At 67.8% G+C, this 25,282-nt stretch carries 17 protein-coding genes and 1 pseudogene; 4 read left to right on the top strand and 14 right to left on the bottom strand.

Going from position 1 to position 25,282, the window contains the following annotated elements; translation table 11 throughout:
- Window positions 1-268: 268 nt before the first annotated feature.
- From DB30_RS30155 to hprK, 6 genes are all read right to left on the bottom strand, one after another.
- A complete protein-coding gene (locus DB30_RS30155; protein WP_052555482.1) occupies window positions 269-1,270 on the bottom strand; it encodes an alpha/beta fold hydrolase in 1,002 nt (333 codons plus the stop codon).
- A gap of 5 nt (window positions 1,271-1,275) precedes the next feature.
- On the bottom strand, window positions 1,276-3,159 hold the full coding sequence (gene ptsP, locus DB30_RS30150) for a phosphoenolpyruvate--protein phosphotransferase (protein WP_052555480.1): 1,884 nt from the start codon (window positions 3,157-3,159) through the stop codon (window positions 1,276-1,278).
- Window positions 3,160-3,340: 181 nt separating this feature from the next.
- Window positions 3,341-3,616: an HPr family phosphocarrier protein gene (locus DB30_RS30145; RefSeq protein ID WP_052555479.1), complete on the bottom strand. Its 276-nt coding sequence runs from the start codon at window positions 3,614-3,616 to the stop codon at window positions 3,341-3,343.
- 52 nt (window positions 3,617-3,668) lie between these two features.
- The gene (locus DB30_RS30140) at window positions 3,669-4,196 is read right to left on the bottom strand and encodes a PTS sugar transporter subunit IIA (RefSeq protein ID WP_146661253.1); all 528 of its coding nucleotides are present in this window, start codon (window positions 4,194-4,196) and stop codon (window positions 3,669-3,671) included.
- Window positions 4,197-4,489: 293 nt separating this feature from the next.
- Entirely contained in the window at window positions 4,490-5,368 is an 879-nt protein-coding gene (rapZ, locus tag DB30_RS30135) for an RNase adapter RapZ (RefSeq protein WP_052555475.1), read from the bottom strand.
- Window positions 5,368-6,402 carry an HPr(Ser) kinase/phosphatase gene (gene hprK / locus DB30_RS30130; RefSeq protein WP_052555473.1) on the bottom strand — a complete coding sequence of 345 codons (1,035 nt, stop codon included), beginning with the start codon at window positions 6,400-6,402 and terminating at the stop codon, window positions 5,368-5,370. The genes rapZ and hprK overlap by 1 nt, the downstream gene beginning before the upstream one ends.
- A gap of 135 nt (window positions 6,403-6,537) precedes the next feature.
- Here hprK and DB30_RS30125 point away from each other — a divergent pair, with 135 nt between their 5' ends.
- Window positions 6,538-9,600, top strand: coding sequence for a serine/threonine-protein kinase (locus tag DB30_RS30125; RefSeq protein WP_146661251.1), 3,063 nt, complete (start codon window positions 6,538-6,540; stop codon window positions 9,598-9,600).
- Window positions 9,601-9,613: 13 nt separating this feature from the next.
- Here the strand turns inward: DB30_RS30125 and hpf are convergent, their stop codons facing one another.
- From hpf to DB30_RS30095, 6 genes are all read right to left on the bottom strand, one after another.
- The gene (gene hpf, locus DB30_RS30120) at window positions 9,614-10,231 is read right to left on the bottom strand and encodes a ribosome hibernation-promoting factor, HPF/YfiA family (protein WP_052555468.1); all 618 of its coding nucleotides are present in this window, start codon (window positions 10,229-10,231) and stop codon (window positions 9,614-9,616) included.
- 229 nt (window positions 10,232-10,460) lie between these two features.
- Window positions 10,461-12,005, bottom strand: coding sequence for an RNA polymerase factor sigma-54 (gene rpoN / locus DB30_RS30115; protein WP_052555466.1), 1,545 nt, complete (start codon window positions 12,003-12,005; stop codon window positions 10,461-10,463).
- 169 nt (window positions 12,006-12,174) lie between these two features.
- Window positions 12,175-13,809, bottom strand: coding sequence for a CTP synthase (locus DB30_RS30110; RefSeq protein WP_052555496.1), 1,635 nt, complete (start codon window positions 13,807-13,809; stop codon window positions 12,175-12,177).
- An 88-nt stretch (window positions 13,810-13,897) separates the two neighbouring features.
- Window positions 13,898-15,433: an acetyl-CoA carboxylase biotin carboxylase subunit gene (locus tag DB30_RS30105; protein ID WP_052555465.1), complete on the bottom strand. Its 1,536-nt coding sequence runs from the start codon at window positions 15,431-15,433 to the stop codon at window positions 13,898-13,900.
- 110 nt (window positions 15,434-15,543) lie between these two features.
- Complete coding sequence (locus tag DB30_RS30100; protein WP_052555463.1) at window positions 15,544-16,365, bottom strand: hypothetical protein; 822 nt, start codon at window positions 16,363-16,365, stop codon at window positions 15,544-15,546.
- Between the two features lie 116 nt (window positions 16,366-16,481).
- Window positions 16,482-16,892, bottom strand: a complete 411-nt coding sequence (locus DB30_RS30095) for a hypothetical protein (RefSeq protein ID WP_052555460.1) — start codon at window positions 16,890-16,892, stop codon at window positions 16,482-16,484.
- A gap of 401 nt (window positions 16,893-17,293) precedes the next feature.
- Between DB30_RS30095 and DB30_RS30090 the strand changes: the two genes are divergently transcribed.
- Complete coding sequence (locus DB30_RS30090; RefSeq protein WP_146661249.1) at window positions 17,294-19,159, top strand: MYXO-CTERM sorting domain-containing protein; 1,866 nt, start codon at window positions 17,294-17,296, stop codon at window positions 19,157-19,159.
- 93 nt (window positions 19,160-19,252) lie between these two features.
- Here DB30_RS30090 and DB30_RS30085 read toward each other — a convergent pair whose 3' ends face one another.
- The gene (locus DB30_RS30085; RefSeq protein ID WP_052555456.1) at window positions 19,253-20,554 is read right to left on the bottom strand and encodes an outer membrane protein assembly factor BamB family protein; all 1,302 of its coding nucleotides are present in this window, start codon (window positions 20,552-20,554) and stop codon (window positions 19,253-19,255) included.
- Between the two features lie 149 nt (window positions 20,555-20,703).
- Here DB30_RS30085 and DB30_RS30080 point away from each other — a divergent pair, with 149 nt between their 5' ends.
- Both DB30_RS30080 and DB30_RS30075 read left to right on the top strand, forming a co-directional pair.
- Window positions 20,704-22,623 (top strand): hypothetical protein, encoded by a 1,920-nt coding sequence (locus DB30_RS30080; RefSeq protein WP_052555454.1) that lies wholly within the window; start codon window positions 20,704-20,706, stop codon window positions 22,621-22,623.
- Between the two features lie 136 nt (window positions 22,624-22,759).
- Window positions 22,760-24,130: an MBL fold metallo-hydrolase gene (locus tag DB30_RS30075; RefSeq protein ID WP_052555452.1), complete on the top strand. Its 1,371-nt coding sequence runs from the start codon at window positions 22,760-22,762 to the stop codon at window positions 24,128-24,130.
- A 13-nt stretch (window positions 24,131-24,143) separates the two neighbouring features.
- Here the strand turns inward: DB30_RS30075 and DB30_RS30070 are convergent.
- Window positions 24,144-25,282, bottom strand: a pseudogene (locus DB30_RS30070) (hypothetical protein); the annotation flags it as partial.

The following is a 25,282-nucleotide window of genomic DNA, read 5'->3' as shown; positions in this document are numbered from 1 at the left end:
GCGCAGGCAGGCGCTCGAGTTCCTGGTCATCGCCCGTTTCTGGGCGTTCGCTGGCGTGCTCAACCGCGTGGCGACGATGCTGTTCGAGCAAGACCGCGACGCCGAAGCGCGCGCGCTGGCGATCATGAAGATCACGCCAACGATCACGCGTCGGCTCGAGGCCGACACGATCAGGAATCAAGAGGGGGCGAGGCGTGTGTGGCGTGGCTCGCGGAGCACCGCTGACCGACTCACGCGGCACGCGACAAGCCACAAGCGATGGGGCCCCTCACGCCCGCATGCGCCGCTCGAAGCCATCGAGCACCTGTCGCAGCGCCGCGGGTCGCTCGCGCTGGGGCGCGTGCCCGCAGCCTTCGATGATCCGCAGCTCAGCGTTGGCAAACAGCTTCGCGGTCGGCACCGCCATCGCGGTTGGAACGATCTCATCTCGGTCCCCCCACACGAGCATGGTTGGACTCGTGATCGACCGCGCCGCGGTGTGCAGGCGCTCGCGGACGCCGTCGGGGTGAAACTCGTGGAGCTGGTCGAGCTGCCCGAGCATCGCCTGCACGGCCTCGAGCCCCCCGTCACGGCACAGTCGATCCCAGTACACGTCAACGTCATCCTCGAGGCGCTCGGTGTCCAGCAGCTCGGGCGCGCTCAGTGAGCGACGCAAGAACCGCCGCAGATCGTTGCGGCGAAACACCGTGCGAAACACCAGCGGCGCGAACCCGACCCAGTTCCACGCCCGCCGGATCCGCGGCATGGGCCCGGGGAGCGCGATCGGGGTCTCGACCGGAAGACAGTGCGGCGCGACCAAGATCAGCCGCCGCAGCCGGACCCGGTGCTGACTGTGGGGATGCTCGAGCCGGTGCGCGAGGTGGATCGCCGCGCCGCCGCCGTAGCCATGGGCGAGCACATCGACGCAGGGGACCTCGAGGCGATCGAGCATGCGGGCGAGTAGCTCGGCGTGCCACTCGAACCCATAGCCGCCCGTGTCCAAGGCGTCCGGCCGATCCGAATTGCCGCAGCCGAATAGATCCGGGCACAGCACCCGGCGGCGCTCGTCGATCGCGATCGCGTCGGCGAGGAAGCGAAAGTCCCAGCCGGTGACCAGCAGGGAGTGGAGCATCAGCAGCGAGGGCGGCTGGGTTGGGGTCGTGTCCCCGGAGCCGGGCAGCGGCCCGATATCTTGGACCCACAGCCGGCCAGGCGCCATCGAGACCAGCCGCGAGCGGTCGTCGGGCAGCGCGCAGGGGGCTTCGGTGATCGCGTCGAGATGTGTCGTCATGTTGGTCAGGCCTCGACCACGAGGCGGTCAGCGGTGGCGGCCGCGAGCTCATCCTCGTCGAGGCTCATGCCGGCGGTGTGCTGGAGGTGCTCGCCAAACCGACCGCTGATAGCCTGCATGACCAGCCGCCGCGCGTCGACGGCGGTCTCGCAGTCCAACACGGCCGCGGCGAGCGCCTGCATCTCGTCGAGGCTGGACGAGCGGATGATGTTCTTGATCACGGGGATCGCCGAGGCCTGCATCGAGAGCTCGCGCAGCCCAAGGCCGACGAGCACCCAGGTGTAGCGTGGGTCCGAGGCCATCTCGCCGCACAGCGAGACCGGGATCCCGGCGTTCTCGCCTGCGTCGCAGGTCAGCTTGATCAGCCGCAGGATCGCGGGGTGCAGCGGCTCGTACAGGTAGTTGACCTCGTCGTTCTCGCGGTCGATCGCGAGGGTGTACTGGATCAAGTCATTGGTCCCGATGCTCATGAAGTCGACGTGGCGAGCCATGAGGTCGGCGACCACCGCCGCCGAGGGCACCTCGATCATCACGCCCACAGACACGTGGTCGGCGTGAGGCATGCCTTGCTCGACCAGCTGCGCGCGGGCCTCATCGAACGCCTCGCGCCCAGCAGCGAGCTCCTCGAGCCCACTGACGAGCGGCAGCATGATCTGCACGGGGCCGTGCAGGGCAGCCCGCATCAGCCCGCGCAGCTGGGCCAAGAACGCATCGCGCTGGCGCAGCGCCAGCCGCATCGAGCGCAGCCCCATCGCGGGGTTGGCCTCGACCTCGGCGGTAGCGAAGGCCGGGCACTGTTTGTCGGAGCCAAGGTCAAAGGTACGGATGCGGACAGGGTGGGGGTTCCAGCGCCGCAGCAGCGCTTTGGCGCTGCGGTAGTGCTCTTCTTCGCTGGGCGCGGTCTCGCGGTTCATGAACATGAACTCGGTCCGATACAGGCCGACGCCCTCGGCGCCGAACCGGCGGGCGAGCTCACACTCTTCGTCGAGCGCGAGGTTGGCCCGCAGGTGAATGGTCTCGCCGTCGTCCGACTGGGCTGGGAGCGCGTGCTCTTTTTGGAACTCCTGCTCGAACGCGACGTAGCGCTCGACCTCGAGCTCGAGCGCGTCGAGCTGGGCCTGATTGGGCCGAATGTGGACGAGCCCGTGCACACCATCGACGATCACGGTGTCCCCCGTTGCGATGGCGGCGAGCAGATCATCGGCGCCAACGACCGCGGGGATCTGCAGGGCCCGAGCGATGATCGCCGTGTGCGAGGTCTGGCCGCCCTCTTCGGTGACCAGCCCGGCGACCTTGTAGCGGGCCAGCTGGGCGGTGTCGGCTGGGCTGAGATCGTGGGCGACGACGACCGAGCCCTCGGGTGGCGTGATCGCGTCGCGCTCTTCGCCGCCGAGCGTGGTGATCAATCGCTCGCCCATGAACGCGACGTCGAATTGCCGCTCGCGAAACAGCTCGACGCTGGCCTTGGCCAAGGTCTCGCGGATCTGATCGACCGAGCGGCTGACGGCCCACTCGGCGTTGATCAGATCGGTCTTGATCAGCGCCTCGGTCCGCTGGATCAGATCTGGATCGCGCAGCATCATCTGCTGAGCCTTGAGGATCTGTCGGTGCTCACCGTGAGTCAGGCGACCCTTGATCGTCTCGAGCTGATCTTGGGCGCCGCGTAGCGCCGTTCGGAATCGCTTGATCTCGTCGTCGACCGCCTCACGATCGATGTGCGTGTGCGGAACGTTGACCTCGCGGCGGTCGACGACGTAGGCGGGGCCAAGGCCAAGACCGGGGCTGACCCCGTCGCCCCGCCGCTCGAGCGCGCCGGGGGGCGCGACGTCACGAACCGTCGAGACTTCGCGCTGCTCCCGGGCCTCGGGGGTGTCGCGTTCGTTCGGCATGGCTATTTTTACCCCAATCGCCCTGACTCCATGGGTTGGGCCGACTGGGGAACGACACCCCGATCCGTTCGCTGCCCAGGGTGAACCAGTCTACGAAAGCGTCCGCAAGCGGGCGAGAAGCCCTGCCCGAGCTGAAAACAGATCACAGGTGATTCGATCCAGGCGCCTGACTTCCGATCCCTCAAATCTCGCCGAAGCCGGCGCCGACCAGCTCGGAGAGGGCGCCGTGGGCCTTGTCGGCGTCCTTGCCCTCGACCCGCAGCGAGATCTTCGAGCCCTGCCCGCAGGCGAGCATCAGTACGCCCAGGATGCTCTTGCCGTTGACCTCTTGCCCGTCCTTGCCGATCCAGACCTCGGACTCGTACTTGTTCGCCAAGCCAACGAGTTTTGCGGCGGCGCGGGCGTGGAGGCCCAGCGGGTTGACGATCTCTAGCTCACTCGACTTGGTTCGACCCATGGTTGATGGCTGATCGCTGGTGGCGAGGATGGCGGTTCGGACGGGGCGAGACTCAGCCGGTCGAGCACTTTTGGGGATCGGCTTGGTCTCGATTGCTGAGGTCGTCGTTGATCTTGACGCAGACGGCTCGCTGAGCCGAGCCCGCGCAGGCGTTGGCGAGCTCGCGTGGGGTGCTGCCCCGATCCGCGAGGGCGAGCTTGGTGAGCATCGCCAAGTTGAGGCCGGTGACCACCGCGAAGCCGTGCCCAAAGCTGTTCTTGATGCCGCACATGCACGGGCTCGAGCCCATCAGATCTGCGATCAGCAAGATGCCCCGGCCTTCGTCGACGTCATCGATCGCCGCACAAACGCGAGCCTGCAGCTCCTCGGTCTCACCTGCGCCAGCGTCGATCGCCAGCACATCGGCGAGTCCGTCACCGGGAACGATGCCGCGGGCGGCAGCGAGCAAGGCCGAGGCGGTGCCCCCGTGACCGATGACCACGACTCCACACTTCGCCGTCGCGCAATCGCTGCGCGCGGTGCTGGGGTGAAACGAAGCTACGCCGTCGGCTGGCATGACCTGCGCAGATGCTGCATCCACCGGAAGGAAAGCGCAACTTCGCGGCCAGGATGCGACATGACCGCGATGGCTACAGAGGGCGAAGAACGCGATTCATCGGGCAACGCTGGGCACTCTGGGCCTCCAGTCGTGGGGCCGCGGACTCTGCAGACCGAGCTGGCCGGGCCGAACTCGTGAGGTGGCGTGGGGGGCTGAGTTCTAGGTCGAGCGGCGCGGCGAGTCTTTCTCTAGTGCTTGTCCTTCTTGTCTTTCTCGTCGTCGACGTGGGGCTTGGGCGGACACGATATCGCCAGCCCGCGCACGCCGTCGCTGGTTCACGCCAACCGGGCAGTGTCGGCCAGCGCCTGCTCGAGATCGCGGTGACGGACCGCGAGCACCGGCGCAGGGCCGGCGACCGGATCGGCGCGCAGGCGTTCGTGCAGCGCTTCGGTCAGCGCGACCGAGCGATGCTGCCCGCCCGTACAACCCAGCGCGACGGTCAGGTACGAGCGGCCCTCACGGATCGTGCGGGGCGCTTGAAAGCGCAGCCAAGACTCGATCCGATCGAGCAGCTCTTTGGCGTCATCCTGTTTGAGCACGAAGTCACGCACGGCCCCGTCAAAGCCACCTTGGGCGCGCAGCTCGGGCACGTCGAACGGGTTTTGCAAGAACCGAGCGTCGAACACCAAGTCCGCCTCGCTCGGCAGGCCGTTCTTGAACCCGAACGACATCAACACCAAGTGCAGCACGCCGCCGTGGGTGGCGTAGCGATCGCGGACCAACTGACGAAGCTGACGCGAGGACAGGTTCTCGGTGTCGACGACCGAGTCGGCCAGGGCCCGAAGCTCGCGCAGGCGCTCGCGCTCGACCTGGATCGCCTTGGGAAGCTCGCCCATGGGGTGACGGCGGCGGGTCTCGGAGAACCGCCGGACCACCACGGCGTCGGGGGCCTCGAGGAACAGCACCTCGATCGTGTGGCCAGCGGCGAGCAGCTGCTCGCGGACGCTGGCGAACGCGTACAGGTGTTCATTCGCGCGAGCGTCCACGCCGATCGCCAGGCGCCGCGGCCCGTGGTCCGTGGCCTTGATCTCGACCAGCGCTGGCAGCATCGGGACCGGCAGGTTGTCGACGCAGTAGTAGCCAAGATCCTCGAGCGCGCGCAGGCAGGTCGACTTGCCCGCGCCCGACAGGCCGGTGACGACGAGCAGCTCCATCACTCGACCTCGCCAAGCGAGACCAGCCCGGTGATCTGACCCGAGACCTGCCTGGGCGAGGCCTCCTCCGGGGCGTCGCTCGGTGTCGCGGTGCCGGTCGTCATCGCGATGTGGGTGGCGATCTTCTCTTGGAATTCACGGGCCGAGTCGATCCCGCGAAATTTCAGGATCTGGTTGCGGGCCACGACCTCGATCAGTGACGAGATGTTGCGACCCGCCCGGAGCGGGATCCGGACCAGCGGGATGTCGACGCCCAGGATCGGCCAGTTGTTGTTCTCGGTCCCCAGCCGATCGTAGTCGTCCTCGTGCAGATCCGAGAGCTCGACCACGACCTCGATCTTCTTGTTGTCGCGCACGGCGGCGACCCCGAATAGGTGCGTGATGTTCAGGATCCCCATCCCGCGGATCTCCATGTGGTGCTGGTGCAGCTGCGTGGCGGCGCCCCAGATCGTGTCGGGCGGGCGGATCATGACCTCGACGACGTCGTCGGCGACGAGCCGGTGGCCGCGCAACACCAGATCCAGCGCGGCCTCGCTCTTGCCCACACCGCTGCGCCCGATCAACAGCAACCCGACCCCGAGCACGTCGACGAGCACCCCGTGAATGTTGGCCCGGGGCGAGAGCAGCTCTTCGAGCCGCCGCGTCACCCGCGAGATGAAGCTCGAGGTCATCAGCGGCGTGCGCAGCACCGGGATCCCGTGTTCGCGGGCCAGCTCCATCAGCGGCGGCGGCGGCTCGAGCCCACGGGTGAGGGCCATCGCCGCCAGCTTGCGCTTGCAGTAGGCCTCGAGCCCCGCGCGTGCCTCGGTCTCGCCGATGCTGAGCAGGTAGTCGACCTCGGTCAGCCCCAAGACCTGCAGGCGATCTGCGTAGACATGTTTGACGAAGCCCGACAGCGCGAGCCCAGGTTTTTGAATTCGGGGCCGGGTCAACAATCGCTCGAGCCCGCCCCAGTCGGACAGGGTCTCGAGCTGGAGGGCGGCCGAGTCCTCGGCGAGCAGTCGACTGACCTCCACGGCGGCGTCGCGGCGCATGGCCACAGGGTGGCACGAAAGCTCAGCCTCGTGCGACGGAGCGGGCGAATCTCGCGAGCGGCCAACGCGAAACTCGGCCATCGCGCGTGCGCTGACTCGGCCCCAGGATGCCCGCGGTGGGTCTAGACTGGCGCGGTGAAGAGCGAGCCCAGCCGTGGCGATGCGACGCTTGCGCCCTCGCGTGTGGGCGCCGGGCTTGGGGTGGACGACTCGCTCGACGTGACCCACACCCAGGACGCAGCGGGCGAGGGCGCCCAGCGCAGGCCAGCCGAGGCCGAGCGCACGCCCGACAAGATCGCCCGCTTCGTGGTCCTCGAGCAGATCGGGATCGGCGGGATGGGGGTGGTCTATGCGGCCTGGGATCCAAAGCTCGATCGGCGGGTCGCCCTCAAGCTCGTGCGCCCCGATCGAGGCAGCGCCGACGCCCACGGTCGGCTGCAGCGCGAAGCCCAGGCGATGGCCCGGCTCTCCCACCCGAACGTCGTGTCGGTGTTCGATGTTGGCAGCCACGACCAATCGGTCTGGATTGCGATGGAGTACGTCGACGGGGTCACGCTGCGGCGCTGGCTCAACGACGAGGCGCGCGAGTGGGAGCGGATCCTCGAGCTGTTTCGCGCGGCGGGTGAGGGCTTGGCCGCCGCTCATCTCGCGGGGCTGGTGCACCGCGACTTCAAGCCTGACAACGTGCTCATTGGCGCGGACGAGCGGGTGCTCGTCGCCGACTTTGGGCTGGTCCGGCCGACCGACGAGGGTTCTCTGGCCCATGATCCTGACGGTGACGACCAAGCCGAGCTCGGGGCGGCGCCGGCAGTCCCGCTCGAGTCGATCGATCCCGATCTCACGGTCGGAGGCTCGACGCTCCCGGCCGCGGGCAGCGTCACCCCGACCGCGCTCGCGCAGCCCTCGTCCCCCGACCGAGCTGGGTCCGTGGCGCCATTGACACGAGCCGGGGCGCTGGTCGGGACGCCGCGCTACATGTCGCCCGAGCAGTTCCAGCGGAGCCTCGCCGACGCGCGCTCGGATCAGTTCTCATTTTGCGTCGCGCTCTACGAGGCGCTCTACGGCTACCCGCCGTTCGTGGGGACCCGCGTGTTCGAGCTGGTCGCCTCGGTGACCTTGGGTGAGCCGCGCTCGCCACCGCGCGACAGTCCGGTCCCGGCGAGCATCGGCCGGGCGATCATGCGTGGGCTCTCGCGCGCGCCGGATGATCGCTTTGCGGACATGCGGGGCTTGCTCGACGCGCTCGACTTGCCTGTCGTCCAGCCTGCGCCGCGTCGCTGGCCGTGGTTGCTGGCGATCTTGGCCGCGGCCGCCCTGGCGGCGACGACGGCCGCGTGGGTCGCCGGCCCCGCCAACACGGTCCCGGTCGACGTCTGCGAAGCAGGCCAGGCCCAGATCGCCGAGACCTGGGGACCCGCGCGCCAAGCCGCGCTCGCGCGCACGTTTGGCGCGCTCGAGCTGAGCTACGCCGAGACGAGCTTGGCGGCCACGCGCGCGGGCCTCGACGCGTGGTCGGGCGAGTGGGCGGCGGTCTACGCCAGCACCTGCGCGAGCCGACACGAGCAGTCGCCCGAGCTCTACGACCTTCGCATGGCTTGCCTGGCGCAGCGCCGCGAGCAGGTCCAGGCGCTCGTCGATCTGCTGATCCAGGCTGACGCCGAGCTCGTCAGTGAGGCCCCACGCCTGGTCACCACGCTGCCAACGCTCGAGCGCTGCGCAGACGTCGAGGGCCTGCGCGCGATCGATGGGCCGCCGCCAGATCAACTCGAGGCGGTCCACGGGTTCCGGGAGACGCTCGCACACTTGCAGGCGCGACTCGGGGCGGAGCGCCTCGAGGGGGTCGAGCGCGAGCTGGCGCGCGTGCGCGAGGGGGCCGAACGCCTGGGCTATGAGCCACTGCTGGCCGAGCTCGAGGGCGTCGAGGGCAGCTTCGCCAAGCTCTCCGATGACGTCGAAGGCGCGCGCGCCTACTTGTTGCGCGCGCACGAGCTGGCCCTCGGTCTCGGCCATGATCGGCTCGCGCTCGACACCGCGCTCGCGCTGATCGAGGTCGACAATTTTGGCCCCAACGAGCAGGGGCTCGAGCTCGCGCGGCGCTGGTCTGCCGTCGCCGCTGGTTTGTCTCGTCGGGCTGGGCGGCCGCCAGAGATCGAGATCGAGCGCCGCCGCTTGTTTGGGCTGGTGCTCAGCCGCAACCATCACTACCCCGAGGCGATCGAGCAGCAGCGACAGGCCCTGGCCCTGTCCGAGCAGACCTACGGTCCCCAGCAGCTGCAGACCGCCGAGGTGCGGCTCGCCCTCGTGATCGCGCTGGGTGACGAGGGGCGGGCCGCCGAAGCCGGCGCGGAGCTCGACGCAGTGGTCGGGGTGTTCGAGCGGGTCCTCGACCCCAACCACCCCTTGTTGCTTGGGCCGCTGCGCGCACGCTTGATGCTGTCCATACAGGCTGGCGAGCTGGACGCCGCGCTGCTCGACGGGCAGCGGATCCTGAGCATCGCCGAGGCGGCGTTTGGCGTTGAGCACACGCGGACGCTAGTCGCGTTGGAGTCGCTGGCGTTCGTCCACGACATGCGCGGCGATCACCCCGCCGCCCGCGAGCGCTTCGAGGCGATCCTCGAGCGCAGCGGGGAGGTGGCGCAGCTGCGGACCCACCTTGGGATCACCGCCGCCAACAGCCTTTGCTTCACGCTCTACAAGCTCGGTGAGCTGGCCCAGGCGCGCAGCCTGTGCGAGCGGGCGCTGGTTGCGGCCGAGCGCGAACACGGCTCCGAGAACACCTTCGTGGCGATCATCCTCAACAATCTGGGCCTGATCGCACGCGCCGAAGACCAGCCGCGCCTGGGCCTCGAGCACGATCGCCGCGCGCTGGAGATCTGCGAGGCCGGCGTTGGACCCACGCACCCCTACACCGCGTACTCCCTGATCGGCATTGGCCAAGGGCTGCTCGCGCTCGGCCAAGCCAGCGCGGCCACCGAAGTGCTCACGCGCGCGCTCGAGATCCGCGCCGCCGTTGGCGACCCTGCGGAGATCGGCGAGGCCCAGTGCCTGCTCGCCCACGCCCAGATCGAGAGCGGCGTCACGCATCGAGACTCCCCCGCGCGCGAGCTGGCGCGCGAGGGGCTGAGCAAGCTGCGCGAGGCCGGACCCAACTGGGCCGATCAAGCGCAGGCTTGCGAAGCGACGGCGAAGGCCGAGTGAGCGGCCAGCGAGCTCACGCGTCTTCGACGTGACCGCGGGTCTCGATCAACCCGTAGTCGTCGTCCATCCGGTAGATCACGTTGATGTCGCCGGTTTCGGTGTTGGTGAACACCAAGAATTGCTTGTGCATCAAGTTGAGCTGCATGACCGCGTCTTGCACGGTCAGCCGCTCGGCGCGGAACTCTCGCTCGCGGACGATGTTGACGGACTTTTCGACGACCGCGCCCTCCGCCTGCTCCGCGGCGCGCCGCCGCTCGGCCTCGACCATGGTCTCGGGCTCGTCAAAGGAGCCGCCGGCCAGCACAGTCTGGCGAACCCGCGCGATCTTGCCTTTTTGCGGCTTGTGCGTGGTGATGCGGTCTTTGTAGCGCCTGACCTGTCGCTCCATCTTGGCGAGCGCCATGTCGATCGAGCTGTACATATTCTCAGTCGTCTCCGACGCGAGCAGCTGCAGGCCGTTGCGCAGCGTGACGTCGAACTGCGCGATATGGTTGATTTTCTCCACAGTGAAGGTGCAGCTGACCTTCAGAGGATCCGAAAAGTAACGCTTGATCTTGGTCAGGCGCTCTTCTGCGTAGTTGCGCAGTGCATCGGATGAGTCCATGTGGCGGAACACGAATTGGGTTTGCATGTAGTGCTACCTCCGTATGCCGAATTGATGTTCGACTCGCTCGACCTCGGGGCGACTTTGGCTCATCCAAAGTCCGACCTCGAAGTGAGAGCAGTGGGTGAAAAGGACGATTTTATTGCCCGAACTCGTAGGTGGTTCGGCGCAGGTCACGGTGTCAGGACGGGCGTGCAAGATGGCTGGCAGTTGGTGATGATCCCGGTGAGCTTCTCGGTGATCCCCCCGGTGATCCTTAGAATAGCTTACGTCGCTTTGAACTCGACAACAGGTGTAGCTGTTCACGATATTTAGCGACGGTCCGCCTTGCGATCTTGATGCCATCGTCGCGCAGCAGCTCGACCAGCTTCTGGTCGCTGTAGGGCTTCTTGGTGTCCTCGGCGTCGACCAGGCGCTTGATCTTGTCCTTGACCGCCTCGGAAGCGAGCTCGCCGCCGCCGCGCTTGGAGATCCCAGCGTTGAAGAAGTACTTGAGCTCGAAGATGCCTTGCGGCGTGTGCACGTACTTGTTGGTGGTCACGCGGCTGACCGTGGACTCGTGCATCTCGATGTCTTCGGCGACATCCTTGAGGATCAGCGGGCGCAGGTGCTGCGGGCCCTTCTCGAAGAATTCGCGCTGAAATTTGAGGATGGACTTGGTGACCTTGAGGATCGTCCGCTGCCGCTGCTGGATCGACCGGATCAACCACTGCGCAGACCGCAGGCGCTCGGTGATGTAGTCCTTGGCCTGGCCGGTGTCGCCCTTGCCCAGGCTCTTGCCGGCGCCCTTGCCCTGACCCTTGCCGCCCTTGCCCTTGCCGTCGGCGAGCATCGCGGCCTTGTAGTAGTTGGAGATCTTGAGCTTGGGGAGGCCGTCGTCGTTGAGGGTGACGAGGTACTCTTCGCCGATCTTGTGCACGTAGACGTCGGGGGTGACGTACTGCGGGGACTCGGACACGAACTGGCGCGCCGGGCGGGGCTCGAGGCCCATGATCACCTTGGTGGCCTCGTACACCTCTTCCAGGGCTTCGCCCGTGTCGCGGGCGACCACGGGGTAGGCGCGCTTTTCGAGGTTGGGCAGGTGCTTGGCGATGATCGCCAGGACCAGCGGGTCATCAATTGGGTGCTCGGGGTGCCGGGCTTGGATCCACAGGACCTCGGCGAGGTTGCGCGACGCGATCGCAAGTGGATCGAGCTGCTGAACCCGGCGCAGAACCTGCTCGACCAGCAGCGTCGAGCAGCCCAGTCGGCGTGCCATCTGCGGCAGCGTGACGCCGCGCAGATAGCCAGACGGTGACAGGCTGCGGACGATGTACTCGGCGACGTCCTCTTCGAGGGCGCTGAAATTCGACAGGCGCACCTGCCACATCAAGTGCTCGACGAGGGTCTCCTCGTCGGCCATGGTCTGCTCGAGCCCGGGCAGGTCGTCGTCGGGGCGAACGGCGCTGGCCGGCAGGCCGCCGGACAGCGAGTGGTGCTCGAGGTACGCCTCCCAATCGAAATTGTCGGCGTTTGGCTCGTCGGCCTTGACCTCTTGGCTGGGCTGCTCGGCCGGCTTGTTCTCGCCCGAGTCGCCCTGCTGCTCGACGCCGTCTTGCATCTCCACGGCGGACACCGGCTCCTCGTTCGAGGTGCCCATCTCCTGCGACTCTTCGAGCAGCGGGTTCTCCAGCAGCTCGTTGCGGACGAGGTCCTGGAGCTCCATGCGCGAGAGCTGCAGCAGCTTGATGGCCTGCTGCAGCTGCGGGGTCATCACGAGCTGCTGCGACATTCGCAGCTCTTGGCGCATGTGAAGAACCATGAGGCAGCTTCACGTTAGCAGATCGCGTTCATCACCCAAAGGGAGAAATCCGGCTGGTCACGACCTCGCGCGTGTCAACGTGTCAACAACAGGGGGCGTTGTAGCGCGCGAGCGTTCGATTGCGCTTGCGGAACTCGCGAGACGGTGTTGGCGATCACCAACGCGTCGCTCACTCGGCGCGGAGCTTGGCGTGCTCGAGCGCCGCGCCGACGAACGCCGTGAACAGCGGGTGCGAGGCGGTCGGGCGGCTCTTGAACTCGGGGTGGAACTGGCAGCCGATGAAGTAGGGGTGCGTGCTCGCGGGGAGCTCGACCATCTCGACGAGCTTGCCGTCAGGCGACAGGCCGCTGAGCATCAGGCCGGCCTCGCGCAGGGGCTCGCGGTAGGCGTTGTTGAATTCCCAGCGGTGGCGGTGCCGCTCCGAGACCTGGGCGTCGCCGTAGATCCGCCGGGCCAGCGTGTTCGGGATCAGCTCGCAGTCGTAGGCCCCAAGCCGCATCGTCCCGCCCTTGTGGGTGACCTTCTCTTGCGTGTCCATCAGGTCGATGACCGGCTGCGCGGGGTTGTCCTCGAACTCGGAGCTCTGCGCGTGCTCGATGCCGGCGACGTTGCGGGCGTACTCGATCACCGCGAGCTGCATGCCCAGGCAGATCCCGAAGAACGGGATCTTGTTCTCTCGGGCCCAGCGGATCGCCTCGATCTTGCCGGCGCTGCCACGCTTGCCAAACCCACCCGGCACCAAGATCCCGTCGAGCTCGGCCAACAGCGTGGGTCCACGGGTCGAGATCTGCTCGGCGTCCAGATACTGGATCTGGACGCCAGCGTTGTTGGCCACGCCGCCGTGGACCAGCGCCTCGGACAGGCTCTTGTACGACTCGTGCAGATCCACGTACTTGCCGACCACGCCGATCTTGACCTGGTGGGCGGGGTGCTTGATGACCTCGACGATCCGGCGCCACTCGTCGAGCTGCGGCTCGCGGCTCCAGATGTTGAGCAGCTCGCAGACCGCGTCGTCGAGCCGGCTCTCGTGCAGGGCCAATGGGACGCCGTAGATCGTCTCGGCGTCGAGCATCGGGATCACGTGGGCCAGCGCGACGTTGGTGAACAACGCGATCTTCTCGCGGATGTCGGCCTCGATCGGGTGGTCGGCGCGGCACACCAAGATGTCGGGCTGGATCCCGATCTCGCGCATCTTCATGACCGAGTGCTGGGTCGGCTTGGTCTTGATCTCGCCAGCGGTCGGCAAGTAGGGGAGCAAGGTCAGGTGCACGAAGATCGCGTTGTCGCTGCCAAGCTCGAAGCGCAGCTGGCGGACCGCCTCGAGGAAGGGCAGCGACTCGATGTCGCCCACGGTCCCGCCGATCTCGCAGATCAGCACGTCGGTGCCCTCGGCCGCGGTCAGGATCGCAAGCTTGATCTCGTTGGTGACGTGCGGGATCACCTGCACGGTCTGACCCAGGTAGTCGCCCTTGCGCTCCTTCTCGAGCACGGTGCTGTAGATCTGGCCCGACGTGTAGTTGCTGTGTCGCGACATGCGGTGCGACACAAAGCGCTCGTAGTGGCCGAGGTCGAGATCGGTCTCGCACCCGTCGTCCGTCACGAACACTTCGCCGTGCTGGGTCGGGCTCATCGTGCCCGGGTCCACGTTCAAGTAGGGGTCGAGCTTTTGCAGACCAACGTTCAGACCGCGGTTCTCGAGCAGAGCGCCCAAGGAAGCGGCGCACAGCCCCTTGCCTAGGGACGACACCACGCCGCCGGTCACGAAGATGAACTTGGTCCGTTTGGGGGAACTCTGCCGCCGCACGGGCGCTCGGATTGGCACGATCACGCAGCCGGGTCAAGCGCCGCCGAACCAGTTCGAACAAGTTCGGCCCAGGTCGGTCGCGCGGGGCTCAGCCGCGGATCCGCACTGCTTGCTGCCACGCGGACAGGCGGGGCTCATCCGCGCTCGCGGGGCGACCTGCGTCGCGGCGCGCTGCGCCTGCGCGTGAGACTACAGCGGCCGCAGCAGCCGCCGTCGCGCGTGAGTGATCCTCGGCGAGCTCCGCAGCGACCGTGAGCGCCGGGTGGGCATCGATGTAGTGCGTGTCGAACCGGCCCGCGCGAAAGTCGGGCTCGGCGAGCACCCGCAGGTGGAAATTGATGTTGCATTCGATCCCCAGCACGACCGTGTCCTGCAGGGCCCGACGCATCCGCTCTGTCGCGATCGCGCGGTCGGGACCCCAGGCGATGAGCTTGGCGATCATCGGGTCGTAGTGGCTCGAGACCTCGCTGCCTTCACGGACCGCCGCGTCAACGCGAACGCCGGGACCCTCGGGCCAGCGCAGGCGCAGCAGCGGACCGGGGCTGGGCAAGAAGCGCAGCGCGTCCTCGGCGTAGATCCGGCACTCGATCGCGTGGCCATTCAAGCGCACGTCGGCCTGCGAGTAGCCAAGCGGCTCGCCCGCGCACACGCGGATCATGTCCCACACGAGGTCGCGACCCGTGGTCATCTCGGTGACCGGGTGCTCGACCTGCAGGCGCGTGTTCATCTCCAAGAAGTAGAAGCTGGGCTCGCCGTGCTCGTGCTCTTCGAACAAGAACTCGACCGTCGCGGCGCCAACGTAGTCGACGGCCTTGGCGACGCGGCAGGCGACCTCGCCCATCGCCCGGCGGATCGCCGGGGTCATCTGCGGGCCCGGACACGGGGCCTCTTCAATGACCTTTTGGTGGCGGCGCTGGATCGAGCAGTCGCGCTCGTTGAGGTACACGACCTCGCCGTGGCGGTCGGCCATCAGCTGGATCTCGACGTGGCGGGCCCCGAGCACGGCCCGCTCGACGAACAGCCGGCCATCGCCGAACGCGGCCTCGGCCTCGCGCTTGGCGGCCGCGAACCCGCGCCGGAGTTGGTCGTCGTCGTGGACCACGCGCATGCCCTTGCCGCCGCCGCCGGCCGAAGCCTTGAGCATCAATGGGTAGCCGATCTCGCGGGCAGCCCCGAGCGCAGCGTTGACGTCGGCCAGATCCTCGCGACCTGGCACCAGCGGGACGCCGGCCGCGAGCATGGCCTTGCGGGCGCGGACCTTGTCACCCATGAGCTCCATCGCGTGGGCACCCGGTCCAATGAACGCGATATTCGCGGCCTCGCAGGCGGCGACGAAGCTGGCGCGCTCCGACAAGAACCCGTAGCCGGGGTGGATCGCGTCGGCGCCCGTGTGCTTGGCGGCCGCGATGATCTTGTCAGCGACCAGGTAGCTCTGGGCCGAGGGCGTCGGGCCGATGTGGACCGCTTCGTCGGCGCCCGCGACGTGGGCCGCGTTGCGATCGCCGTCGCTGTAGACCGCGACGGTGCGGATGCCGTGCTCGCGGCAGGTTCGAAACACTCGCAGGGCGATCTCGCCACGGTTGGCGACCAGGATCTTGCCAAAGGGGGGCTTTCGCTCGCTCACGCGGGCGGTAGCTTCGCGCGTGGACGGGGCGCTGTCGAGCGCGTTGGCGGTTGCACGGGGCGCGCGGCGTGTTCGGCCAATTGTGACGCAGATCGCCCGCCCGGGCGCGCTCAGGCGATCGCGCTGGCGAGCAGCAGATGCAGGCGACGCACGTCGTGGTCGACTTCGGGGGGAAACCAAAGCACCGGGCGACCGACCAGCGGCACCTCGCATGCGTCCGGCTCCGCGAGCTGGCCGAACTGCGCGCGGGCGAGCGATCCGATCAAGTGATCGCTGCCGAGGCTGGGGATCTCTGTCGCGCTGCGAAGCCGCTCGCGCCGGGGCTCCCCCACGAACGCGATGACCGTCAGGCGGCGCTCCCAGCTGGACTGCCAGCCTGGCTGCATCGCCACGGCAGACTCGCGGACCTGGCTGGCGCGATCAGGAGCCGGCACCGCCGCGAGCAAGCGAAGCTCGTCGCTGGCCGGCTTGGGCGTGCGCGCGTATCCAGACGTGACGAACGAGAGCCGTACGAGGTCGGTCGCGTCACGACCCGCGAGGACCGACCCGACCCGATGAAAGAAGCGATCCGGTGGCTCGCGCCAGCCAAAGTACTCCGCGACCAGCGCGGCCACGCAGCGCCGACCGGTCTCGTCGATGCAGGTGTGGAACAGATCCAGGCCGCGATCGATGCCGTCGCGGACCCAAGGCTCGCGCACGTGTCGGGCCAACTCTTGGGCGAGGGCGCCGCCGGCTTCGAGCGCGGCAGGCCCCTGCGAGGCGCGGCCGAGCGCGACGGCGACCGCCGCAAAGAAGCGACGACTGCCGATCGCCCCGGCCTCGCGCAGCGCGTAGGTGGCCACGCGCTCGCAGATCTGGGCCGGGCGATCGTCTGCGCTGAATTGCAGCTCGATCGGGGGCTGAGGAGCGAGGCTCAGAGCGGAGTTCACCATGGCAGCGGAGCGGGGCTGTGCAGCGGGGAAACGCGGGCAGCGGACCCGCCGGGAGGCGAGGCAGCGACGACGCGCGCAGGGAGTTCGGAGGTGGGAGGTGGTCGCTCCGTCGCCGCTCAGGCGGCGTCTTCGGCGACCGAGAGGCTGGTCTGGTGTTTGGTGCCGCCCTTGCGCGGCCGACCGCGCTTCTTCTTGGGCGCGAGCTTGCGGGCGTCGAGCTTGATGTCTGCGAGCGCGGCGGTCAGGGCCTCGTCGCCCTCGGCGTAGACGCTGGCGTACGCGTAGGCCCGGCGGACCTGCTCGAGCAGCTTGCCCTGGCCGGCCTCGAGGCTGTTCCTGGCGGCTTGAACGGTCTCGAGCGCCTCGGACAGGCTCGCGCGACGCCGCTCGACCTCATCTGCGGCTTCGCGCAGGGTCTCGCGGTCGAGGTCGGGGAACTGGATCTCCGCCAGCGGGCCATCAAACAGGTCGAGGACGGCCCGGACGGGGTCTGGAGGCGGGGCTTGAGGCTTGGGGGCGCTAGTCATCTGAACACCTGTGTCTGTGTTCAGTTGTTTTGCCAGGCCGGTCGGGTGGTGTCAAGGAGTTGTTTTCGAGCCCGGAAACCGGCGGTCTCGCGTGTTTGGCGACTGATCTTTGGTATGGGACCGCGCCGTCCGTCGGCGTGGGCGCCCGGCGGATGGCGCGGCGTGCCCCGTGTCCGAGTGACAGTAATTAGCGACCCCACACCGACGCAATCATGAGTTGCAGGTGTGAAGAATACGCAGCGCCACGAAAACATGTAGTGATATGAAATTGCCATCGAGTGCGATGTTGGGCGAAATGACAATGCCGGCACTCGATGTCGTGTCAGCGCATGACATCCGTTGCACTTTGGGCCAATGTCGGTTTCAGTATTACGGCGATGTGATGAGCGTTATGATGCGACATGGTGCGAATCCCCCACGCTGTATTTGCCGCTTCCATCATCCTGTTTGCCACTTTCGCGGTACCCGCGGAAGCGAGCGAATTGCGCTTCTCGGTCACGGCCAAGGGCGGCATCGTCAGCATCGGGAACACCCTGGGTCTGGCCAAGCAGACCGGCGCCAATGGACCGGGTACCCGGGACTCGATCGGCACGTTTCTAACCCCAGATCCACTGCTGATCGACAATCAACCCGCCAACCCTGGTAACCCGTGGTCGGCCGGCACCACCTGGGACTGGCAGCTCAACAGCTCGTCGGCGGTGCTCGAGCTGCCCGAGGACTCGTCCGGGATCGAGATCCTCTACGCCGAGCTGGTCTGGGGTGGCAGCTATCTCCATGGCGCGGAGGACGTCAGCGCTCACCTCGGTGTCGCGGTCACGCTCGCGGCGAATGGCATGACCTTCGACGCTGTGCCTTCGCCGCAGACCGCCGTCACCCTGGCCGAGATCGGGGGCGGCGGTCTGGAGATCAACTACTACATGCGCTCGGCCGAAGTGACCGAGTTTGTCGCCGATCAGCTCTCCGCCACCTTTACCGTCACGGGGGTCCCGGCGACGCAGGACAGCTCGGTCGACACACTCAACGCGGCCGGCTGGTCACTGGTGGTCGTCTACCGCACGAGCCACGCGTCAATCCGCAACCTCAGCGTATTTGTTGGGGGCCAATTCGTCGACGAAGGCGCGACCGTCGACTACCTGGTGTCGGGGTTTTGCACGCCGCCGCAGGGCAAGGTCGAAGCTGTCGCGGTGATCAGCGCGCTCGAGGGCGACGCTCACCGAACCGGCGACACCTTCCAGATCGCGGCGACGGGCCAAGGTCCATTCGCGCAGCTGTCGGGCCCCAACAACCCCGCCAACAATTTTTTTGCCTCGCAGGTGAACGGCGGCGACGGCATGATCGACCCGCTCGGGAGCTCGGGAGACGCCAACCACGACGCCCTCGCCGGCCAGAACGTTGTTGGTGGGCGGCAGGGGTGGGACGTCACCACGGTCGCGCTCTCGTCCGCCAACAACCAGCTCAGCAATGGCCAGACCTCGGCGGTGCTGCGAGCGGTCACCACCGACGACTCGTTCATGCCGGTGCTCGCCGGCTTGGCGATCGACGTGAGCGCCCCCGACTTCGAGGGCAGCACCGCCGTCGAGGTTGCGCCGCTGCTGATCGGGGTTGGCGAGCAGAGCACGATCACGATGACCCTGGTCAACGAGGGAGAGGTGGGCGCGACCGCGCTCTGGTTCACTGCGCCGCTGGGACAGGGGCTCGAGCTGGTCTCGTTCTCGCTCGACGATGTCCCGGGCGACGCCAACCAACAGCCGGTCGACACCGCGGACCTGGTCACCGGCGTCGAGCTTGGCGACATGGGCCCCGGCGTGGGTCGGACGGTGACGATGGTCGTTCAGGCGGTCGGGAAGCCAAAGCTGCCCGACGGCTGGTTCATCCCGGCGATCTGGACGTTCGACTACGTCACCTGCGTCGGTCAGGATCCGCTGAGCGAGCAGAGCTTTGCGTTCGTCGACATCGGCTTTGCAGGCGGCGGCGAAGACGAAGGCGGCGGGGACGGTGACGGGGACGGGGACGGCAGCGGTGACGGGGACGGGGACGGCGAACCTGCGGAGACCGGTGGCGCCGACGCAGGCACGGGAACGGATGGCGGCGGTGGTGGTGGCGAGTCGGGCGATGGCGCGGGGACCGGCTTTGGAGACGGAACCGGGGGCGCAGGTCTCGGCGAATCCGACGGCTGCAACTGCCAAAGCGATGGCCCCCCGACCAGCCTGCTTGGTCTAGCCGGGCTGCTTGGGCTGCTTGGGCTTCGGCGTCGACGACCCGCGTGAATCACAGCGTGGTTGACACGCCCGTGTGAACCGGTCGGTGTGAACCGAACCTCGCGGTTCAGAGACTACGGGTCGAGGCCCTGCGCGTGCGGATCACGGGAGCAGCGTTGGAAGCACGAGGACACGGACCCAACTCGAGGGATCGGCGCCTGGAGCTGCATCCGGGTCTGTGCCCACCACCGCGATGGCGGTCGCGCCGGTGTCCATGCCGGTCGCGTTCAGCACATCGGCATATTCGCGGGTCCACAAGGGCTCGCCCGTGTCCGAGAACGCCTTCACATCGACGGTATCGACGATGCCCGGGTGACTCACCGTATACACAATACCGTCGCTGCGAATATCGAGGGACCGCCCCAACCCGCCGACCAAGCTGGTCCACAGCGTGGCGCCATTTTGGTCGGTCGCAGTGATCGCGCTGTCGAGGTAGACCAGGGTATCGTCAGGCGCGAAGGCGAAGTCGTGGGTCCCCAACAACGTCCCGGCGAGCGACTCGTCGACCACAAAGTCGCCAGCTTCATCTGGACGCACAACATAGGCTTCGTTGTCCAACCAGGACAAGACGGCGAAGGTTCCGGGCCCGCTAGCGATCACGCGAATGGCGAATCCACTGACATCTGCTCGCTCGTTTCGTCGCAGCAGATCCCCGTCGGCAGAGTAGCTGCTGAAGATGACCGCCTTCTGATCGCCCTGACCTTGCTCCGAGGACACCACCGCGATCTCCCCCGCCGCGTCGACCGCGAGCTTCGCGCTGCGCGCCTCCACGGCTTGGCCGATCTTGCCGATCTTGGTCTGCCACACGCGCTCGCCCGTCGCGGCGTCGAGGCGAAGCACATACGCGGCCTCGCTGAAGGCGAACTCATGCTCGTGCATGATCCCCGTGACGACGATGTCGCCCGAGGGCAGGATTCCGATGTCGGTCGCTTCCTCGAGATCGACGGAGTCGGTGTCGCGCGTGTACGTCCACCCGAGCGAGCCGTCGGGCTCCAACAGCTGCACCAACAGATCATCATTGAGCCCGGCGGTCTGCCGCCCCGCGGCAAACACACGCCCGTCATCCGCGACGGCCACCGCGTTCAACGCCACGCCGTCCAGGCGCGTCGTCCATCCGTCTTGCACGTGCAGCTGACAATCGTCGGTGCACGGCGACTCCGGGTCAGCCTCGCTCGGCTCACACGCTTCATCCCCCTCGACCACCCCATCGCCACACACGGGACCCGGCGACTCCTCCCCGGTATCACTCGTGTCGTTCGTCTCGCTCGTCTCGCTCGCTTGCGCGGTGTCTTCGCCCGTCGCGCTGTCGTCTGTGTCGTTCGCGCTTGGGTCACCACACGCGGTGAAAGTGAGGGGGATGAGAAACAAGGCCAAGGCTCGGTGGATCGATGCGCTCTGGGTCATTGGAGCGACTTCGGACGTCCCCCCGCGCATCTCATTCACGCGGGCTCAGAGCCCGAATTTCGCGCATTGACGCCCCAAATTTGGCGACCCGCGCGATGGGGGGCGTGCGCGTGGTGGGCTGCCCCCCTGCGCTGTTACCCTTCGCGCGCATGCGCTGGGAGAATAGCTGCACGATCATCGCCGCCGTCACGCTCCTGGCCTGTGGCGAGCCCGCTGGGGAGGGGGCCGAGACCAGCGCTTCGGCTGGCACCGAATCGAGCGGCACCGAGTCGAGCACGACCTCGTCCGAGGCGGACACCGACACGAGCGCGGGGACGGACACGGACACCGACACCGACACGGACACGGACACGGACACGGACACGGACACGGACACGGACACGGACACCGACGGGGGCGTCGAGCTCGGTCCACCTGTGATCCGCGTCAACGTTGGCGGCCCGGCGATCGCCGAGTTCCTCGCCGACGACACGCAAGCCTCCCCCTATCGTTTCAGCCCAGATACGCAGGTGTTCATGCTCGACCCTCCCATGCCAGGGGCAACGGTCCCGGCGGAGCTGCCCGCCGAGGTGCTGGAGAGTGGCCGCGTCGAAGCGCCAGAGCTCGAGGGCGGCACGGGCCAGCTCCGCTACGCGCTCCCCGTCGAGCCAGGTCCCTACCAGCTGCGCCTGCACTTCTCCGGGCCATCCGCGGGGCCCGGCACACGCCTGGCGCAGCTCCTCATCGATGGCCAGCCCATGGGCGAGGTCCTCGACCTGTCCGCCCTCGTCGACGGCGGCGTCGCGTCCAGCGTGGTTGTCGAGATCGAGGCCGAAGCCTGGCTCGACATCGAGCTCGTGCGGGTCCCCGGCAGCGAGATGCCGCTGCTGTCGGCGTTCGAGCTGTTCGGCGCTGGGGCGCTGCGCGACGGGCCGGACGGCGCGGTCTTTCACATCACCCCTGCTGGGGCCGGCAGCGGCGCGAGCCTCGAAGACCCGGCGGGTCTGACCCAGCTGCCTGGGCTGATCGCCGCCGCCGCGCCCGGCGATGAGATGTGGATCCACGCAGGCATGGGCGACTACATGATCAACGGCGAGCTGGCGATCAGCGCTGGCGGCAGCGCCGAGGCTCCCGTGGTGATCCGGGGCGTCGGCGCAGACTGGCACGACGCCGGCCGCCCGCGCTTTGTCGGCAGCCGCGCAGATCCGTGGGTCCCCGACGGCGCCACGGGTGGCACGGTCTTTCGGCTGCAGCCCGGCGCCGATCATCTGCACTTCATCAACCTCGACTTCGCCAATCAAGGTAACGGCGTGTGGCGAACCACGGGAGACCTCGAAGATCTGCACATCGAGAACGTGGTCGCGCGCAACGTCCACCGCCTGCTAGAAGACTACGCTGGCGGCGGCGAGTCCGAGTCGACGATCACCGGCCTGATCCTCAAAGACATCAGCGTCCGCGGCTACGCGCGGGCCGTCGCGCGCTTGCAGTACAGCACCCACGACGTACTGATTGAAGACGTCTTTGGTGACTCGGAGTCCCAGCAGTACGAGTCATTCTCGACCGGGCTGACCTTCTACCAATTCGCCCACGACGCGGTCGTTCGCCGCGCGGTCATGCTCAATCACCGCCAGCTCGACGTCGAGGGCTACTGGAACGCGGACGGCTTCTCGAGCGAGCGCGACAACACCAACCTCCTGTTCGAGGACACCTACGCCGCCGGCAACACCGACGGCGGCTACGATCTCAAGTCGACCGAGACCACGCTGCTCAGGGCGATCGCCGTCGACAACAAGCGCAACTTCCGGTTCTGGGGCCAGGGGGAATTTGTCGAGTGTGTGGGCCTCGATCCAAACAAGCGCGGGGGCTCGGGCACCCAGGCGCAGCTGCACGTGGTCAGCGGCGCCCAGCTGCAGGTCAGCAACAGCCGGTTCCAAGACGACGCCGCGAACACGATCGTGTTCGACATCGACGACGACGGCGTCGCGATCGTGACCGGAGGCTGCGCCGAGCTCAACCCTCAGGCGACCTTGCAGACCGTCGAAGCGCAGGCGTCGCTGAACCTCGAGGACGTCGCCCCCGCGTGCCCGTGAGCGTGACGGATGGCGCGGCGGGGCGCTCTCGAGCGCGCAAAACTCGAGAGCAGGGTTGTCAATCGCGCGCGTTCTCCCATCTTGATGCCACGCGACGCAGCGAGCCGCGGCGCCCCGCACGAAACGAAACTAGCCAATGTTCTTCCGACGTATTCGCTCCAAAGGGTTGGCCCATTATTCCTATGTTTTCGGTGACGCCGGGCAGGCGGTGGTCGTCGATCCTCGCCGTGATCTTGACATCTACATGCAGATCGCCGCGCACAACGACGCCCAGATTACTCATGTCTTCGAGACTCACAGAAATGAGGATTACATCTCCGGTGCGTTTGCGCTGTCGCGGCGGACGGGCGCGGCGGTGTATCATGGAGAGAAGCTCGAGTTTGCCTATGGCCGCCCGACGAGCGAGGGTGACAGCTTTGACATCGGCGAGCTTCGCCTGAGCATCCTCGAGACACCGGGGCACACCGACGAGAGCATCTCGATCGTTGTCTGCGGTCCCGACCCATCCAAGCAGCCGCTGGCCGTGTTCACCGGCGACACCCTGTTTTTCGGTGAGGTGGGGCGCACTGACTTTTATCCCGATCGCCCGCGCGAGGTCGCGGGTCTCCTGTATGACAGCATCTTCGACAAGCTGTTGCCGCTCGGTGACGGGGTCACGCTGCACCCCGGGCACGGCCCCGGCTCGATCTGCGGCGGCGCAATCGCCGACCGCTCGTTCTCCACGCTGGGCCATGAGCGGCTCGTCAACCCGGCGCTACAGCTCGACCGCGAGGAATTCATCGCGCGCAAGCTCGCAGAGCATCACTACTATCCACCGTATTTCCAGGAGATGGAGCGGCGCAACCTGCAAGGGCAGCCCGGTGGAAGGCTGCCGGTCCCCAAGCCGCTCTCGCCAGAGGCCTTCGCGGACCGGATGGCCGCTGGGATGGTCGCGCTCGACGTGCGCAGCCCCGAGGCGATCATCGGCGCCATGGTCCCGGGCAGCTACGGGGCTCCCCACGACATGATCTCGGGCTTTGCTGGCTGGTACCTGGACCACCAGACGCCGATCGGCTTGATCGGTGGCGACGCCGAGATGCGGGCCGACGTGACCCGGCAGCTATGGCGACTGGGTTACGAGCAGGTCGAGGCCTATCTGCGCGGCGGCCTGCACGGCTGGGAGGTCAGCGGGCGCCAGTACGAGAACATCCCGACCCTGCATGCCGCGGACCTCAGCCACTGGCTCGATACCGGCGTGTCCTTCACCTTGCTCGACGTGCGTGGCGAGGACGAGCTCGCAAGCGGCGTGCTGCCGGGTGCCACAAACATCTACGTGGGGGAGCTGGGCAGGCGCATCAACGAGGTGCCGGATGTCCGCCCGGTGGTGACCTTTTGCAGCACTGGCAGGCGCGCCACCATCGCGGCGACGGTGTTGATGCGGGCCGGGTTCTCGCAGGTCATGGTCTGTCTCGGCTCGATGCAAGCGTGCCGGGCAGTCGGCTGTCCAATCGTGACGCCGGCTGAGTAGCCGCGTCGTCGCGTCAGACCCCGCAGTCGACGTTGCGCTCTTGCAGGCGAATCGCCTCCGCGTCATCGACCACGATCGCCTCGGCCAGCAGCCAGTTGAAGATCGCGTTGCCGATCGCCCGCTCGCTGCGGTCGTTCCACAGCCACACCGCGAGCGAGCACGCTGGCGCGTGCAAGTTCTCGAACGCCAGGCGCCGCAGCGGCAGCCCGCCCAGCGCGACCGCCTCCGCGTACTGCTCGCGCAGGCCCAGGAAGCTCTGCCACTCGTCGAGCGGCGGGAGCTCGCGCTTGGCCTGAACCCGGGACTCGAGCGCACCGGTTGCGACCTCGAGCGCGTCGAGCAGATCCCCGTGCAAGCGCCGGGCTGCCCGCCCGAGCAGCTCGCTGTCGTCGCCCAATTGACCGAGCTCGAGACCCGCGGCGCGGACCAACCCAAGCAGATCGTCGCGGACCATCTCGGCGAGATGATCCGGGTGTCGCTCGCTCTCGTGGGTGCCCAGCGCGGTCCCGCGTTCGATCAGGCGTCGCTCGAGGTCGGGGTCAGCCAGCGCCCGGTCCCAGGCCCGCGCGAGCTCGCCGAGATCGTCGCGGGTGAGCCCGGCGGGATCGCGGCCGAGGGTGTGGGCGTGCAGTGTCATCGCCGCGAGCAGCGGCTTGCCCTCTGGCAGCGTGGGTGCGGGCGTCCGCGTGCGTGGCTGACTCTCGCGCGGAGCTGCAGGGGCCGCGAGCGCGCGACGCAGCAGCTCGTGGGTAGCGAAGCGCCGCGGCGCCGCGAACCACCGCCAGCGCAGCTGCAGGTCGTTCGGCAGCGGTGCGATGCCCGTCAACCGAGCCGCGACCGCGCCCAGAAATTTTGTCATCGGCGACTCGATGGGCGCGGTGCGGGCGAGAAACTCGACCTCGCGCCACGCCCCGCGATCGATCGCCTCGGCGGACAGCCACCCCCACGCCAGCGAGATCGCGTGGCGCGGCCAGGTTGGCTCGGACAGCTCGCCCCCGGACAACAGCAACGCCCGGGCCTGATTGCGATCACCGCGGGCCTCGGCGAGCAGGCCGGCGGCGACGATGCCTGCGCCGCCGAGCCGCCAGCGAACCTCGCCGACGCGCGCCGCCGAGCCGCCGTCACCAGCCTCGAGCGGCTGCATGATCTCGA

The sequence above is a fragment of the Enhygromyxa salina genome (assembly GCF_000737335.2).
Lineage (GTDB): Bacteria > Myxococcota_A > Polyangia > Nannocystales > Nannocystaceae > Plesiocystis > Plesiocystis salina_C.
The sequence above is the reverse complement of the archived record's forward strand: the minus strand, read 5'-3'. Positions and strand labels throughout refer to the sequence as shown.